The 15,698-nt window shown below is 38.2% G+C and carries 16 protein-coding genes; 3 read left to right on the plus strand and 13 right to left on the minus strand.

What is annotated here, in order from left to right; translation table 11 throughout:
- Positions 1–259: 259 nt before the first annotated feature.
- The 5 genes from gap to glk all read right to left on the minus strand — a co-directional run bounded on the left by gap (position 260) and on the right by glk (position 6,314).
- Entirely contained in the window at positions 260–1,264 is a 1,005-nt protein-coding gene (gene gap, locus H5187_RS21280) for a type I glyceraldehyde-3-phosphate dehydrogenase (protein WP_145233472.1), read from the minus strand.
- Positions 1,265–1,282: 18 nt separating this feature from the next.
- Positions 1,283–1,903, minus strand: coding sequence for a bifunctional 4-hydroxy-2-oxoglutarate aldolase/2-dehydro-3-deoxy-phosphogluconate aldolase (eda, locus tag H5187_RS21285; RefSeq protein WP_145233470.1), 621 nt, complete (start codon positions 1,901–1,903; stop codon positions 1,283–1,285).
- Between the two features lie 32 nt (positions 1,904–1,935).
- Positions 1,936–3,786: a phosphogluconate dehydratase gene (gene edd / locus H5187_RS21290; RefSeq protein ID WP_182740833.1), complete on the minus strand. Its 1,851-nt coding sequence runs from the start codon at positions 3,784–3,786 to the stop codon at positions 1,936–1,938.
- A gap of 480 nt (positions 3,787–4,266) precedes the next feature.
- Complete coding sequence (locus H5187_RS21295) at positions 4,267–5,280, minus strand: LacI family DNA-binding transcriptional regulator (RefSeq protein ID WP_145233466.1); 1,014 nt, start codon at positions 5,278–5,280, stop codon at positions 4,267–4,269.
- Between the two features lie 35 nt (positions 5,281–5,315).
- Entirely contained in the window at positions 5,316–6,314 is a 999-nt protein-coding gene (gene glk / locus H5187_RS21300; RefSeq protein WP_145233464.1) for a glucokinase, read from the minus strand.
- A 340-nt stretch (positions 6,315–6,654) separates the two neighbouring features.
- Here glk and H5187_RS21305 point away from each other — a divergent pair, with 340 nt between their 5' ends.
- Positions 6,655–7,671, plus strand: coding sequence for a LacI family DNA-binding transcriptional regulator (locus tag H5187_RS21305; RefSeq protein WP_149982408.1), 1,017 nt, complete (start codon positions 6,655–6,657; stop codon positions 7,669–7,671).
- A 224-nt stretch (positions 7,672–7,895) separates the two neighbouring features.
- Positions 7,896–8,528 carry a trimeric intracellular cation channel family protein gene (locus tag H5187_RS21310; protein WP_145233460.1) on the plus strand — a complete coding sequence of 211 codons (633 nt, stop codon included), beginning with the start codon at positions 7,896–7,898 and terminating at the stop codon, positions 8,526–8,528.
- A 266-nt stretch (positions 8,529–8,794) separates the two neighbouring features.
- On the opposite strand, the gene H5187_RS21315 is transcribed toward H5187_RS21310, so the two are convergent.
- Together H5187_RS21315 and H5187_RS21320 are read right to left on the minus strand one after the other, a co-directional pair.
- A complete protein-coding gene (locus H5187_RS21315; RefSeq protein ID WP_182762551.1) occupies positions 8,795–9,649 on the minus strand; it encodes a CPBP family intramembrane glutamic endopeptidase in 855 nt (284 codons plus the stop codon).
- A 340-nt stretch (positions 9,650–9,989) separates the two neighbouring features.
- Positions 9,990–10,310 carry a DUF2834 domain-containing protein gene (locus H5187_RS21320; RefSeq protein ID WP_149982410.1) on the minus strand — a complete coding sequence of 107 codons (321 nt, stop codon included), beginning with the start codon at positions 10,308–10,310 and terminating at the stop codon, positions 9,990–9,992.
- Positions 10,311–10,674: 364 nt separating this feature from the next.
- On the opposite strand from H5187_RS21320, the gene H5187_RS21325 reads away from it, so the two are divergent.
- Complete coding sequence (locus tag H5187_RS21325) at positions 10,675–11,442, plus strand: hypothetical protein (RefSeq protein ID WP_149982411.1); 768 nt, start codon at positions 10,675–10,677, stop codon at positions 11,440–11,442.
- A 249-nt stretch (positions 11,443–11,691) separates the two neighbouring features.
- Here the strand turns inward: H5187_RS21325 and H5187_RS21330 are convergent, their stop codons facing one another.
- From H5187_RS21330 to H5187_RS24410, 6 genes are all read right to left on the minus strand, one after another.
- Positions 11,692–11,919: a hypothetical protein gene (locus tag H5187_RS21330; RefSeq protein ID WP_149982412.1), complete on the minus strand. Its 228-nt coding sequence runs from the start codon at positions 11,917–11,919 to the stop codon at positions 11,692–11,694.
- 200 nt (positions 11,920–12,119) lie between these two features.
- Positions 12,120–12,533 (minus strand): hypothetical protein, encoded by a 414-nt coding sequence (locus H5187_RS21335; RefSeq protein ID WP_182785259.1) that lies wholly within the window; start codon positions 12,531–12,533, stop codon positions 12,120–12,122.
- A 277-nt stretch (positions 12,534–12,810) separates the two neighbouring features.
- Positions 12,811–13,188 carry a VOC family protein gene (locus H5187_RS21340; protein ID WP_182798323.1) on the minus strand — a complete coding sequence of 126 codons (378 nt, stop codon included), beginning with the start codon at positions 13,186–13,188 and terminating at the stop codon, positions 12,811–12,813.
- Between the two features lie 59 nt (positions 13,189–13,247).
- The gene (locus H5187_RS21345; RefSeq protein WP_149982415.1) at positions 13,248–13,628 is read right to left on the minus strand and encodes a hypothetical protein; all 381 of its coding nucleotides are present in this window, start codon (positions 13,626–13,628) and stop codon (positions 13,248–13,250) included.
- 297 nt (positions 13,629–13,925) lie between these two features.
- A complete protein-coding gene (locus tag H5187_RS24405) occupies positions 13,926–14,198 on the minus strand; it encodes a hypothetical protein (protein WP_220493315.1) in 273 nt (90 codons plus the stop codon).
- A gap of 7 nt (positions 14,199–14,205) precedes the next feature.
- Entirely contained in the window at positions 14,206–14,382 is a 177-nt protein-coding gene (locus H5187_RS24410) for a hypothetical protein (protein ID WP_220493316.1), read from the minus strand.
- Between the last annotated feature and the right edge of the window lie 1,316 nt (positions 14,383–15,698).

Below are 15,698 nucleotides of genomic sequence, written 5' to 3' on the forward strand. Positions count from 1 at the left end.
CGTGTTAAGTTACTGACCATTTATAGCGACAGATAAATACAGTGATAACAAGGCGTAAATTTTGACATGTAGTTGTTCTACTTGAAAAAATTATAACGCAGTTAGCGCTTTATTTAGCTCGCTAGCATGGTTAAGTATTTAAGTCGATTGGTACTAAAACAGCTCGCAGAATACCATATCTACAGCCCAGCGCTAGACACAAAAAAGCCGCGATAGTCGCGGCTTGGTTGGATAAAGCTAAATTTTTACGTGGTACTTATTACAAGTACTGACCTAACGCTTTAACTTGGTCTAACATGCGGTTTGAGAAACCCCATTCGTTATCGTACCAAGCCATCACTTTAACTAGTTTGCCATCAGCTTTCGTTTGCGTAGAATCAAAGATTGACGACGCTGGGTTATGGTTAAAGTCAATAGAAACAAGCGGTAACTCGTTGTATTGTAAAATATCTTTCATCGACCCAACAGATGCTGCTTTCATAATTTCATTGATTTCTGTAGCCGTTGTTTCACGCTTAGTAATAAACGTAAAATCAACCAGTGATACATTAATTGTAGGTACACGTACTGACATACCATCAAGTTTACCAGCAAGCTCAGGTAACACTAAACCAACTGCTTTAGCAGCACCGGTTTTAGTTGGGATCATTGACTGCGTTGCACTTCGTGCACGATACAGATCAGGATGATAAACATCTGACAAGTTTTGGTCATTAGTGTAGGCATGGATTGTCGTCATGCTACCTTGCTCAATACCGACTGTATCGTTAATTGCTTTGGCAATTGGTGCTAAACAGTTAGTTGTACATGAAGCATTAGAAATAATGTTGCTATCTGCAGTGATCACATCACTGTTTACACCGTGAACAACAGTTGCATCTAAATCAGTACCAGGGGCTGAAACGATTACTTTTTTCGCGCCCGCTGTAATATGCTTTGCAGCATCTTCACGCTTAGTGAAAAAACCCGTACATTCTAAAACGATATCAACGTTTAATGCTTTCCATGGAAGGTTAGCAGGGTCGCGTTCTTGGGTAAGAGTAATAACGTCGTCGCCAATCAACATGGTGTTATCAGCAAGTGTGACTTTATGAGAAAATTGCCCATGCACTGAATCATATTGTGTTAAATGTGCATTAACATTAGCCGGTGCTAAGTCGTTAATTGCGACAATTTTAATTTCATTATTTTGTGCAGACTCATAAAGCGCGCGTAAAACATTGCGACCGATACGGCCATAGCCATTAATTGCTACATTAATCATTTCAAAACTCCACTTAAATTATTTAACTTCACTTGCTTGGCGAGCAAGCGCTTCAATGGCTTGCCAGTCTTTATTTTCAATTAGTTGTTTATCTAGCATCCAGGTACCACCAACACAAATAACATTGCTAAGTGCTAAATAACTAGGTGCTGTTGCTAGGCTAATGCCACCGGTTGGACAAAATGTTACTTGTGGTAATGGCCCACCAATCGATTTAAGCATTGCTGTTCCACCTGCAGCTTCTGCTGGGAAGAACTTTAAAAACTTAAATCCGTGACTGGCTAATTTCATCACTTCACTTGGCGTTGCGGCGCCCGGTAGAAATGGAATATCAGTGCCTTTTGCCAGTGCTAAAAGTTCATCATTTACGCCTGGGCTCACCATAAAATCAGCACCTGCGGCAACTGATGCATCAAAGCTTGCTTTATCTACCACAGTCCCAGTGCCAACATAGGCTTCTGGTACTTCGGCTTTCATTAGCTTTACAGCTTCTGCAGCAATCGGTGTACGTAGTGTAATTTCAAGTGCTTTTAGACCGCCGTTATACAGCGCTCTTGCTAGTGGCGCTGCATCTTCTAAATTATCAATTACCACCACTGGCACTACCGGTGCCGATGATAATATTTTTTCTATGCTCATAGTGTGTTCCTCATACCCAGTTTGGCGAATTATTATTCTATTCCAAAGGCGCTAGCGCCCATGTCTGCGCTACTTACGATATTTCTAAATCCGGTGAACAACTCTCGGCCCGTACCAAACGTTAAGCTAGGTACGCTAAGTTGTAATTCACGTTGTGCTAATTCTTCATCACTTACATGTACTTTTAAGATACCTGCTGGTGCATCAAGAGTAATTAAATCACCTTCCTGAATCTTAGCAATAATGCCGCCTTCAACCGCCTCTGGTGCTAAGTGGATTGCCGCTGGCACTTTACCTGATGCGCCTGACATACGACCGTCAGTTACGATCGCTACTTTGTAACCTTCATCTTGCAAGGTTGCCATTACTGGCGTGAGCTTATGCAGCTCAGGCATACCTTTGGCTTTTGGACCTTGCTCTTTTAGCACAGCAATAAAGTCTTGGTTTAACTCACCGCGTGTATAGGCTTCTTGTAATGCACTTTGTGAAGCAAATACTTTTGCTGGTGCTGTAACAACTTGATGCTCAACCGCAACCGCAGACACTTTGATCACGGCTTTACCTAAGTTACCAGTTAGTAACTGTAAGCCACCTTGTTTACTGAATGGGTTGTCAATTGGACGAAGTACATCTTCGTCTAATGAATTCTCTGGACACGGTACCCATTTAACTTTGCTTGGGCCTGTTGCGCTCGTCATGATCAGGTTACTGTCAGTATCTAAACGTGGTTCTTGGGTATACGCCTCGAGACCTTCGCCAACAATGGTTTTAACGTCATTGTGCAAGAACCCTGCATCAACGAGTTCTCTCATAAGGAAACCCATGCCGCCGGCTGCTTGGAAATGATTTACATCAGCAGAACCATTTGGATAAATACGTGTTAGCAGTGGCACCACTTCTGATAAATCCGACATATCTTTCCATGTCAGCTCAACGCCTGCCGCTTTGGCAATTGCCACTAAGTGAATTGCATGATTCGTAGAGCCACCGGTTGCTAACAAACCAACTAAACCATTAATAATGGTTTTTTCAGTTACAACATCCGCTAAGCAATTGGCATCTTTACTTTGAATCAATTGTTTAAGCATGGTTTCTACCGCATTACCGGTTAAACCATCACGCAACTCTGTATATGGATTGATGAACGAGCTACCAGGAAGGTGCAAGCCCATAATTTCCATCAACATTTGGTTACTGTTTGCAGTACCGTAAAACGTACAAGTACCCGCGCTGTGATAAGACGCACTCTCCGCTTCTAAAAGCTCATCACGGCTTACTAAGCCTTGAGCAAACTTTTGACGAATACGGGCTTTTTCTTTATTTGGAATGCCTGACTGCATCGGGCCTGCTGGCAAAAAGTACACCGGTAGATGACCAAATGATAAAGCACCAATTAATAGACCAGGGACAATTTTGTCACACACACCTAAGCAAAATACGCCATCAAACACATCGTGTGATAATGAAATAGCTGTCGACATCGCAATTACATCACGAGAAAAAAGCGATAACTCCATGCCATCACGGCCCTGAGTTACGCCATCACACATGGCTGGCACGCCGCCTGCAACTTGAGCTGTGGCATCGTACTTTGTAGCAATGTCTTTAATTAAATCTGGATAATCTTTGTATGGCACGTGCGCAGATAGCATATCGTTATATGAATTGATAATCGCTAAGTTTGGCTGCTCATCAGCTTTTAAACGTGCTTTATCGTCACTGCTACACGCAGCCATAACATGGGCGATATTGCCACAACCTAAACCAGAACGAACTCTTGTTTGTTTTTTTGCATGATTGATGCGTTCTAAATAGGCTTGGCGAGTAGCTTTACTGCGTTCAATGACGCGTTCGGTGACTTCTTGAATACGAGGATGTAACATAAAATTCGACTCATCTCTAAGGTTAGAGGATAAAGGCTCAGTGGCAAGTGCATACTCCACGAATGAACTTGCACTGAGCATCTTTGATTTACCCGTTCAAAGGTATACGTTGGCAGGTTGTCTCTCACAATCAACCTGACACCGGTGTCACTGTATTAACGCATGACTGTGACACCGGTGTCAACCCTATCCTATAAATTTAGTTTAAATATTTTAAATGACCAAATAATGAACGAAAATAATTTTTCATTAGGGGATCTAGCTTGGTCGCTAAATTGTGTTGCTGGAGTGCTAGAAAATGTGAGGAGTTTTTACTTTAATTTATTGATTATAATATCTTTTTATAATCTAAATGATATCAATCGTAAGTACCTATGAGCGGATAAAAAAACCCAGATAGCAACAACATGCAGACTGCTTTGTTAAGCAAAAAAATGCCCGAGTAAGCGTCACTCAAACTCGGGCAACTGTGAAAAGCCTTTATCTAACTTGTGCGGTAGACTCGCGTGTGATTAATCGCGCTTCAAGCGTAACCTGATACGGTTGCTCTTGCGGATCACCAATATGCTCAATCAGTTTAGTAACCGCTTGTTTGGTCATTTCTTCAACCGGTTGCGCTATGGTAGTAAGACCAGGCCAAATATGACGAGCAATTGGCGCATTATCAAAACCCGCGATAGAAATATCATCGGGTACTTTAAATTGACGTTGTGTTGCCAATTTTAATACCGCCGCAGCCATGTAATCATTTGATGCAAATACGGCGGTTGGACGTGGGGTTAAATCTAAAATGCTGCGCGCACTATCGACCCCAGAATGATAACTAAAGTTACCCTCTTCAACCAAACGTTCATTAAATTCAATGCCGTGCGTACTAAGCGCTCTGCGATAACCTTTGAAACGCTGCTCAGTGGCACTGTGATCTGGGTGGCCTTTAATAAACGCGATCGCTTTATGGCCAAGCTTAATTAAGTGCTCAGTGATCTCAAATGCGCCCTGCTCATCATTACTGCGTACTGAAATTGAATCGTCTTCAAGCACTGCTGATGCAACTCGTGCATACGGAATTTTTTTACTTTTGAGAAAATCGACTAATACCTTAAAATCTGAAAATGGCGGCGTCAATACCAAGCCATCAAGACGAGAAGATTGTAGTAAATGCTCAATATTACTGATCAACGCATCACCACGTAAATCACATGGGTGGATCAACAAGTTATAGTTGTTTTCTTGACACGCAGCAAGCGCACCAGTTTGCACCCGAGTGATATAACTTTTACTCGGGTTATCGTAAATGCAACCAATAATAAAACTACGATTTTGCGCCAAACCTCTGGCGATCGGGTTAGGAGTGTAATCTAGCTCTTTAAAAACCTTAAGAACTTTTTCACGGGTTGCATCACTAACATTAGGTTCATTATTTAAAACCCGAGACACGGTTTTTTTAGAGACCCCGGCATAACTTGCAACACTATTTATTGTAACTTTCTTCATCCAACCTTCCCAATAACACCCCTATGAGCGATGTATTATGACTGCTCATTGACGTGCAAACATGCAGCAGCACCAATAAGTGGAATATTATCTTGTGTGACTAACGTCACTGGTATTTGGCTCACATACTGCGACATGATCCCTTTAGCACCAAAACGCTCAACAAAACGACTAGCAAGTAAACGAGCTTGCATACGCGGTAAAATACCGCCACCAATATACACACCACCTAACGCACCAAATGCCAGTGCTAAATCGCCTGCGACACTGCCAATCCAATCACAAAATTGATTTAACGTAGCATCGCAAATGGCACATTCACCACTATTTGCTAATTCGCTAATTTGTGCAGCGGTTAAATTCTTAGCATCGACACCTTTTACAGCCGCCATGGCTTGATACAAATGAGCAATACCCGGCCCTGAAAATACTGTTTCGACCGATACATGTGGCAATAGCTTACGTAACTCGATGATCAGCTGAGTATCTAATTCACTCACTGATGCCAATGTTATATGCCCACCTTCACAACTCAAAACAGCACGTGATTGGCTAGTACGCACTAAACACGCCGCACCAAAACCAGTGCCCGGACCCATGACTGCAATATTTGCATCAGTATCGGCTTGTCCTGCTTTAACTGCAATGTTTTGTTGTGGATCTAAATAAGGTGCTGCATAGGCAAACGCAGCAAAATCGTTGATCACTTCCAGTTGAGCTAAATTAAACTCAGCTTTTACTTGTTCGACACTAAAGTGCCAACCTAAATTAGTTAAATGTACTTGGCCTGCTTTTATCGGTCCAGCCACGGCTAAACACGCGCGTCGAGGTTGAATATGACTAACTTGAGATAAATAATGCGTTATTGCCGCTTCCAATGAACCAAAATTGGCACTGGGAAAAATGATATTATGCTCAATAACGAATTGTTTTTCTTGTAGGTTAAAAGCAGTAATTAAAGCAAAACGGGCATTAGTGCCGCCGATGTCGGCCACTAAGATAGGATCGAATTCTGAATTTGGCTTGGAGTTCATCGTGTTTTCTCTTTTGTCTAAGCGGTTTATATACTTAGCTATAACCGTGCTTATTATTGTAATTTCAATGGTCTTGCTATCGCTATGAGATAAACTTTGAGCTATCACCTCAAAGTAGTTACTCTAGTATAAAAAAATGCTGCCCAACTAAATGGGCAGCCAATACGTTTTGACAACAAAATGATAAAACACCCGCATTATGACACCGGTGTCAGGGTTGGATCAATAAAAATTTTAAATTACTGATAAATTACTGATAAATAGCTTGTAAAAATCAGCAAATAAACGAGAATAACACGAGTTATTTGCACTTTAGTTACTTGAAATAGTTAGGTTGTGTATGAAAGGTAAAGCTACATCGTTTGACATTGCACACTACGCAGGGGTATCACAATCCACTGTCTCGCGCGCCTTGCGCAACAGTCCATTGGTTAATGAAGAAACCCGCAAACGTGTTTTTGAGGTAGCCAAACAGCTTAACTATAAAGTCGACAAAAATGCGAGTAACCTTCGAACTCAACAAAGTAGTACATTGGCTTTGTTACTGTTTGAAGATCCCACAGCAGATGAATCACAAATCAATCCGTTCTTTTTAGCGATGCTCGGCAGCATAACGCGTGCTTGCGCAAAAGAAGGGTATGACTTATTGGTATCGTTTCAATCTGCAAGCTCAGATTGGCAAGCGGACTACGAAGACAGTCACCGTGCTGATGGTATTATTTTATTAGGTTATGGCGATTACATTGATTTTCAGCCTAAATTTAATACCTTGCTTGAACAAAACACCAAATTTGTTTGTTGGGGAGCAACGGTAGATAATCGTGCCGATTTAACAATTAGCTGTGATAACTATGGCGGCGGCCAACTTGCTGCTGAGCATTTATTGGCGCATAACCGAACTGATTGCGCATTTATTGGTGATGCATCTGATCATAGCCCTGAATTTTTTGCCCGTTTTAATGGCTTTAAAGACAAGTTAAAACAACATGCTATTACCTTAAGCGAGCGAAAAATAGCGAATGCGATTTCGACCGAAGAGTCTGGTTATCATGCCACACGTTCGCTTATTGCCAACAATATTACCTTTAATGCCCTTTTCGCTGCTAGCGATCTGATTGCTATAGGTGCAATACGCGCTTTAAAAGAAGCCAATATTAACGTGCCGAAAGATGTAGCCGTGATAGGTTTTGATAATATTTCGATTGCCAGCTATGTAAACCCGCCACTCACAACCATAGAGCAAAACACCACAATAGCAGGACAAATGCTAGTTGAAAACTTACTAAAACTAATTCGTGGTGAACAAGTACAAAGCACCCTACTAACACCGCGACTAATTGCACGAGGTTCCAGCTAACTACATATATTTTATTACATTATTTACGGTCTTTTGTCCTTATTTTTTTATAATTACACGCTAGGTCAACGTACTATTAACAGCCAATTCACACATTGATTTCACATTAGTTTTTTTTATCTGAAACTGAGCGTTTTTAGTGTAATTTCTCACTCGTCTTTTTATTAGTTTCTCTCTACAATCGCACTTTTATTTTTGCTCTTAAAAATTCAAGTGAATATCTTATGCTATTAACTATTGTTTATATTATTGGTATTACAGCCGAAGCCATGACCGGTGCGCTGAGTGCTGGGCGCAGAAACATGGATTGGTTTGGGGTTATGTTAGTAGCCAGTGCCACAGCAATTGGTGGTGGCAGCGTACGCGATATTTTACTTGGCAATTACCCTTTAACTTGGGTAAAACATCCAGAATATTTATTGATCACCTGCGTTGCCGGTATTATTACAACTTGGCTTGCAAAATGGGTGGTTAAATTTAAAGGCATTTTTATGCGTTTAGATGCCCTTGGGCTTGCCGCATTTAGTATTATTGGCTGCCAAGTGGGGCTTAATATGGGTTTGCACTATGGTATTTGTGTAGTCGCTGCTATTGTTACCGGCGTATTTGGTGGATTATTACGTGATTTAATTTGTCGCCAAGCGCCGCTAGTATTACATCATGAGCTTTACGCCAGCGTAGCGCTGATTGTAGCTTGTTTATATCTAGCACTACACCACTACAACATTGATGACAACATCAGCGTTATTACAAGCCTAGTTGTAGGGTATTTAATACGCATGGCATCGGTACGCTTTAAATGGCGCTTACCTACGTTTAGTTTATTAGAACCAGCTAATTTGAAAAATGAACAGTAAAGGCAGTCGTTTATTAACCCCCTGCTCTTGAGCTTTTCAATAGTCCAATTACTTCTTAGGCTATTGAAACAGTCAAAAATATTATTTTCATACGTTAAAACTAAATAGTTTTACAGACTGTTTTATTTTGAAAGTAATTATTGAGTAATAAAGATTGCAATAAACTTGTACCACTTGATGTTGCCCAATATAAACCAATAGCAGAGGGGAAGTTTATTAAGGTAATACACAAATAACACCATCAGTACTTGATAGCATATAGTTATTTAATAAGAGGGTGTTGCAAGCATAGGGTAAGTAAATAAGAAAAAGTGAAACACATTAACGAGCCAATGGCATAAAATAGCCCACTCTAAACGCTGAGTTTTATAAAAAATGTATCCATAGCCAAAACCTGCAACAGCTGCCACTAGCATGTAACTAGCTCCAGCTGAAAAGTGTGCGAGTGAAAATAAACCAGTAGAGATCACAGGCGCTAGTAATGCAAACCGAGCCGAGGTTATCACTTTCGAAAGCTTAGTTTGTATTATCCCTCTAAATAACGCCTCTTCTGCAACGCAGGTAAAAAATAGATTAATTGCTATAAATAAAAACCAAAATTCGGGTACTTTAGGTGCAAACTCCATAAGGCCCAATATTAAAGCAGTGATGAGTGCAGCTAAAATCGTGATGGCAATAATCGAAAGTGGATGCCCTACCCTTATTGGTTTTAGCGTTTTATTTTTTGTAAAAAAATAAGCGCTCAGCATCAAACCCGCTAATGCTTTATCGAAATTAGCATACAGGGTAAATGCAATCGCATTGCTAGTAAGCTGTTCATTAACAACAATAGGCTGGTTATTAAAACCGGGGAACCAATGTAAGGCTAAACCAAGTGAGGCTATTACAAACAAAGGCGTTAAGATACTGCGTATTAACGCAGAGGTTGCAGATACCGAAAAGTGCAATAAGCCTAAATAAAACACAATAACAACAACTGCGTATAAGTTTATATATTCCTGATGATAGGCAGTTATAACACTTAGCAGCAGCAAGTATTGCCAAATTGGTTGGCGCAAAATTACTATCTTACAAAATGGAAAAACGCATAAAATAGATAGCGCTAGGAAACAAAAAGCCATGAATGTGTAATCTTATGTTTTAGATTTTAAAAAGGCTTTTTACTTTAATTAACGCCTTTTTCAGATCCGACCAGTTGTATGGTATTTATAAAAGTAAAAAAGCTCTGTCTGCTTTTTACATTTAATATTCATAATACAAAGCTCTATAAATGGTATTAGTATCTAAATAAATAACACCATTGAAGTACCAATAGCGCTAAAAATAGGGCTAACACCAGTAACTACGTCTCATTGCTTACATCTGGAAAATGATGGCGATTTTAAATTCAGTGCTAGTAAGTAGTAAAATGCGGAAAGCGCCAGATACTTGAAGATAGCTATTGACGCCATAACTTATTTGTTAGGGCTGTGATTCAAGGGACTGCTTTTCTTTGAGGTAAAGATAAAGTGGAAGCCCAAACGACACACCCACAAACAACGTGCCCAGCACAGCAAAATATCGATATGTCACTTTATTTCTGCGACCATCGACAATGATAAAACCCAACAAAACAACTGCAGACACTACAACATCAAGCCAAGCAAATACGCTGATAGAATTTGTCACCGCGTCATTAAACAAGAGACCAAGATCTAAACCATTTGTAACTAGCCAAGGAACAAAGGCGCCATAAGGAAGTAAAATTCCTAATAAAGTAAGAACCAGATAAAACCTAACCATTTCACCATCCTTGCAACTATTTTTAGTAAGCCCTAATGAATCTGTAGAATAACTCGTTTTTAATTTATTTTTATTATTGTATCAACCATAGCCGAATTTCTATTTTGATTCAATCGTTTAGTGATTAACGGCTTTTGAAGTGGTTAGTGTGATTTGATGTTTTTTAATATGAACCAAATAATTACAACTCCAAACTACCTAGTGAAATAAGAGACGCCCATTAACTATCAAAGATATGACATAAATTATTAGTCTTTCAAAATACCCACCATAACAACTCTATTGCAAAAACCTTTAAAATAGTTAAAGTGTTGTTCCGTTTTTTTTTATAAAAACCCCTGATTAGCTATAAGGCTTATAAAAAATGAAAAAGATATGTGTGTTACTTATTTTACTCATCGCCAGTGTCGCTAAAGCCGATGACATTAGTCAATATAAGTTCTATGCAACAGACAACTTCAGAGATGATCAGCAACCGGAGTTTGCCGCTTATATAAAAAATGGCGATCCTTGTATTCAGGTTAAAAACCTAACAACCCATAAAGAGGTCCGCTTTTGTCAGATCACCAAAGGCATTAATTTAGCTGATGATCCTAACATCTACCCTTTTGAAATGCATTTTTCAGGTCACCGATTATATTTCTTTGTTGCTGCCTATTGGGCTGATCAAGCTTGTACTATAGAACTGTCAAATATGACGATTAGTTGTGAGCTAAAAAACAAACCCAAAAAGGAAGAAGACGTTAAAGCAGAGCACCAAAAAGCGGTAAAAAAGAATGAGGTTGTCATCCCTCCTGCTGTTAAACATATAGAGTTTGGCAATGTAAAAGAAGCAGAAGGTCTGTTTCGTCTTATTCTTAATAATTCTGAAATGAACCCATGTTTTACCATTGAGCATTACAGTACATCCCTATTTGATGGCCCAACAAACATTAAACATGTTTGTAGTGCCATAAATAAAACGGACGACTCAATCATTGATCTTATAGGAAAAGACGGCAACTGGTGGTTTGAAAACTTTAATTGGCAAGGTAATAACTTAGCATTTGAAATAAATGCTATGGGGGGGAATTATAAATGTGAATTACCATTACCATTTACCGAGCAATCTGAAGCCTTATGTGTAAGATAAATCACATATTTGTGCAATGTAATCGCCACTCGAAGATTATTGGTTATATTTTATCAGTTTAGAGAGCTCACTTTGAGTCCCATTAAGCTCAGCTTTTTATTTGCTGCCTACCAAATATGCCCAAGATGCGCCCGTGTAAGTCAAAAGTTGGGCGCGCAATTCACATAAGCGATTTAAATTAACGAGACTATGAAGTTGTTTAACATTAAAAAACTGTACTACTATCATGTCTTTCATTGTGCTTTATTTTCAAGTGGTTGCTTCCCATTGCAACCAATCAAAATCATGTTCGAGCATTTCCTTATTAAAATCTAAAAATGTTGAGCCTTCATTTAATAAGAACTGTCTGCGCTCGTCATTTCTCATATAAGCAGTCCAGTAAGGCAAGTAATTGGGATTATCAATACCAAAAATCAGTTCAAAATCCACTACATTTTCCTGCATTTCATCAAGCATTTTATTAGTTAGCCTAGGCATTTTACACCTTCAATACGAAAACCATTTTAGACCCTACAAACAAATAGAAGTAGATGGGTTTGTTAATTTATAATTTTTCCGCCGACGCGACCTGAAATATTAGTAATTTCTATGGCGAAAGAACAATCCGTATACGTTGTTAGTTTTAAGAAGATGACCTCTTTCTTGTAACTTAACGTTAATCGATAAGCTTGGTTACCTTAAGAGACAAAGCCATTTAATTTTAATGTCTTTTCAAATTCTACAGCTCTTTTTAAATCATTAATTGATACTTCATAGAGATTGTCGGAATTAAAATTAAACTCAATTGTAAGGTTGGTAGTTCCTATATGCACACACGTTTTATAGCCAAAACATTCACATTGGGCATTATATTCAATCCATTTTTTTGTGCCATTTAATACTATTGGCGGTGGGCACCATTGTTTAGGTTCTTCATTATGGACTGTATGACAAACGCCTAACCGTTCTAAATAATTTAACAACTGAGCTTCATTTTCTGCTTCAATAATAGCATTAAGTTCAAAACGGTCGTTATAGTGCCCACCTTTGGGACTTTTAATTTTAAAAATATTACACTTTTTAAGCTCAGTTTTAAACTCTTGAGAGTACATTGATATCCCATTAACCCTATTATTTATGAAGAAATTTTAGATAAATACAGCTCATAAAAAGTAGTTTCCCCACCTAGTTAAAAAGTGAAGGCTACATAAATGAAACTAACGAGCCTAAAAAATGACTCGTTTTAAATTTATTTTACTGCTGAACAACCATAATCAAATTAATCTTTTGATTCAATTTTTTACTAGTTTCTCCTTGGTTCGTCATTATAGTACTTAAGGATTTTTTATGGAGCTAAGAACTCATTTTTTTATTTACGATTTTATGCAATTATTTGATAGCATTAAATAAACCCCACTTGCTAGTGTCTACCTCATTAGTCTCATCAAAGCATTCAGATGTAATTTGAATCGTATTTCCATCAGGATCAAAGAACCTTGCTACATATCCACTTGGCTGACTCCAAACCATTTCAAATTTTACGCCAAGTGAAATAAGGCTATCGCAATAGGATAAAAAGTTAGTTTTTACTTCATAGCCGAAATAGCTCAATCCGGTAGGATTTCCGTGTGAATTTAATAGCCATATTCCGGCATTATCATTTTCAGGAAAGGTTAGAACACAGTCCAGATCCTTAAATTTTAAAGTCTTATGATAAAAATTAAATAGTCGGTCATAATCATCTGTAAATAAATATACGTTAACCATGAGTAATCTCTGTTTTTTGTAAGCCCAACTCGGATTCTAAATTTATGTTTAAGACCTTGTTAGACATTATTACAACTTAACCATATTTTATAATACAGCAAGGCAATACTAGCCTCCGTAATAACTGCCAGTAAAATACCTATACCAGCAAATCCACGTAAATATTCAACACTACCAAGAAAAGCCAATGCAAACATAGAAACGGAAAGACTCAAACATATAGCCTGCCTAGATTCTGAATGCTCAGCATTTCGGCCAAACCAACTAAACACTGATATTCCGAGAAATAACATTGCAGCCCTTCTACCGATAAAGAAAGCAGAGTTATTTTCATCAATATTAAACAACATAAATAATACTTCCGGAATAAGTATAAGAACCAAACACAAAGTGAATGCAATAGCTGCTGTAATTATGCTAACTACTTTAAATTTAATCATACTCCCCCTTGAATGCCAAACAAGGCTGTAGAGTAACTCCTACAGCCAAATTCAATTAAAAAATCGAGCTTCTGAATTAACTCTAAGCGTTTTTAAAGCATTAGGTAATGCATTTTGGAACCCATAAAACAAGCTGTTATTCTTAGAAAATAGTAATTCTACAGCCTCAACACCTTGTTAAGGTGTGAGGCATGCAATACCAAAGCGTCTGCATACCACCTTAACCACTAAACCGAACGCATAGTAAAAATGCAACACGTGCAGAATAACTCTTGAACAATTTGTTATGTTGAGATGCTAAGTAACACGCTCACAACTATCTAGCATCTTAACTGGTAATTGATTTTCAACTAGAAAATTGTAAAAGCGTAGATCTTCAATTAAGTCAGGAGAAGCTAATTCAAAATCTTGATAGGTCTGATTTTTAAAACGAAACCTTACTGTATGTTCAAACCTTTTCGTTTGTACATATAAAATTTCACTGATCTCGGTAATACTTATACATGCACCCAATACAATCAAAACATCGCCATCAATCGCAACTGCCACTGACTTTTTTGGCTTTGACATAAAGTATTCACTTATCAAGTGATAATGCACAAAACAAGGCGATATATCCAAGTTGCGTTAAAAATGCGGCTTTTGAGATTTCAACAAGATAGTAAGCAAACATGCCACAAAATAACGTTCTAGTGACAAAACTATGAAACAGCTTAACACTAGCTAACTTGTTTTGTTTTAATAAAATTTTCATAACTCCCTTCCCCAAAATAGTATTTCAAACATATAAATATTAGAATATTTATTGACACCAATCGTGGTTCGCAATGGTATCTGCACGTTTTATGAATTGGTGTTACGTTTAGGGTTTATTGTGCTTGTACTAAAACATACATACCAGAAAACATTATGCTGATTTTTTCAACCATAAAAGGTGAAGGAGGATATGGAGAACACTAAAAAATAGCGGACCTCCAATTATAAATAATTTATACCAGCTTAAACTTAAGCTAACAATTTCTCCTTGATAATTGCAGCTCAACCAATACACATAGAGCAAAGAAACTACGCCTAAAATTAGAAATATTAATCTTTTTTTTAGTGCTATATTCAACCCCCAACTTAAAGAAGTTAGAGCTAAATACCCCAAAATCCCCCCAACCAGTGGTAACAACCATTGCAAAGTAAGACTAAGTGGTACAAAGAAAATAGTTACAATACTTGTTAGGAAATAAAGTCCACCAATAATCATTAGAAAGGTAGTTGGCAACCAAGCGAACACTATTGTTAGTCCAATGAGTAGATTTCTTAGGAACATATTTTAACAGCCCAGTATGTTTATAATTTTGCATTGCGAGAGTAATCTTGACAAAATAAAAAGGACAGACATATATTTTGGTCAGAAGATTTAGCACCTCTCCCGTCGTGGGTAACCGTATCATTATTTTTTTGCACACTGTTAGTGTTAGTTACAGAACTTCGAGGTGAGTTGCTTGGAAAGCAATTTTAGGCAAAGCTAGGCCGTCACTTTGTCTAACAAAATAAAAAGGACAGACATATTTTTGGTCAGAAGATTTAGCACCTCTCCCGTCGTGGGTAACCGTATCATTATTTTTTTGCACACTGTTAGTGTTAGTTACAGAACTTAGAGTTGAGTTGCTTGGAAAGCAATTTTAGGAAAAAAAGGCAAAGCTAGGTCATCACTTTATTTAATATCGTGTTTTTTCAAAATAAAAAGGACAGACATATTTTTGGTCAGAAGATTTAGCACCTCTCCCGTCGTGGGTAACCGTATCATTATTTTTTTGCACACTGTTAGTGTTAGTTACAGAACTTAGAGGTGAGTTGCTTGGAAAGCAATTTTAGGAAAAAAAGGCAAAGCTAGGTCATCACTTTATTTAATATCGTGTTTTTTAAACAAACCAATCAAGATGCAACTGTTCATCCTGCGCCTTTGTACCATTTTACATCGTTGCTGGCGGCTTGCTGCTTTAACCGTTGTTTGCTGCCTGCAAAATTTGAGTACTGCTGCCTGAAACGTTGAATTGATTCAAGCCATTGCGCTTCTTC

Source organism: Pseudoalteromonas sp. SG44-1, from assembly GCF_014164315.1.
GTDB classification, from domain to species: Bacteria; Pseudomonadota; Gammaproteobacteria; order Enterobacterales; family Alteromonadaceae; genus Pseudoalteromonas; species Pseudoalteromonas rhizosphaerae.

Bases quoted from the DNA above. Each gene is read 5' to 3' on its own strand.
- gap (WP_145233472.1), bottom strand. From the start codon at position 1,264: ATGATTAATGTAGCAATTAATGGCTATGGCCGTATCGGTCGCAATGTT.
- eda (WP_145233470.1), bottom strand. From the start codon at position 1,903: ATGAGCATAGAAAAAATATTATCATCGGCACCGGTAGTGCCAGTGGTG.
- edd (WP_182740833.1), bottom strand. From the start codon at position 3,786: ATGTTACATCCTCGTATTCAAGAAGTCACCGAACGCGTCATTGAACGC.
- H5187_RS21295 (WP_145233466.1), bottom strand. From the start codon at position 5,280: ATGAAGAAAGTTACAATAAATAGTGTTGCAAGTTATGCCGGGGTCTCT.
- glk (WP_145233464.1), bottom strand. From the start codon at position 6,314: ATGAACTCCAAGCCAAATTCAGAATTCGATCCTATCTTAGTGGCCGAC.
- H5187_RS21305 (WP_149982408.1), top strand. From the start codon at position 6,655: ATGAAAGGTAAAGCTACATCGTTTGACATTGCACACTACGCAGGGGTA.
- H5187_RS21310 (WP_145233460.1), top strand. From the start codon at position 7,896: ATGCTATTAACTATTGTTTATATTATTGGTATTACAGCCGAAGCCATG.
- H5187_RS21315 (WP_182762551.1), bottom strand. From the start codon at position 9,649: ATGGCTTTTTGTTTCCTAGCGCTATCTATTTTATGCGTTTTTCCATTT.
- H5187_RS21320 (WP_149982410.1), bottom strand. From the start codon at position 10,310: ATGGTTAGGTTTTATCTGGTTCTTACTTTATTAGGAATTTTACTTCCT.
- H5187_RS21325 (WP_149982411.1), top strand. From the start codon at position 10,675: ATGAAAAAGATATGTGTGTTACTTATTTTACTCATCGCCAGTGTCGCT.
- H5187_RS21330 (WP_149982412.1), bottom strand. From the start codon at position 11,919: ATGCCTAGGCTAACTAATAAAATGCTTGATGAAATGCAGGAAAATGTA.
- H5187_RS21335 (WP_182785259.1), bottom strand. From the start codon at position 12,533: ATGTACTCTCAAGAGTTTAAAACTGAGCTTAAAAAGTGTAATATTTTT.
- H5187_RS21340 (WP_182798323.1), bottom strand. From the start codon at position 13,188: ATGGTTAACGTATATTTATTTACAGATGATTATGACCGACTATTTAAT.
- H5187_RS21345 (WP_149982415.1), bottom strand. From the start codon at position 13,628: ATGATTAAATTTAAAGTAGTTAGCATAATTACAGCAGCTATTGCATTC.
- H5187_RS24405 (WP_220493315.1), bottom strand. From the start codon at position 14,198: ATGTCAAAGCCAAAAAAGTCAGTGGCAGTTGCGATTGATGGCGATGTT.
- H5187_RS24410 (WP_220493316.1), bottom strand. From the start codon at position 14,382: ATGAAAATTTTATTAAAACAAAACAAGTTAGCTAGTGTTAAGCTGTTT.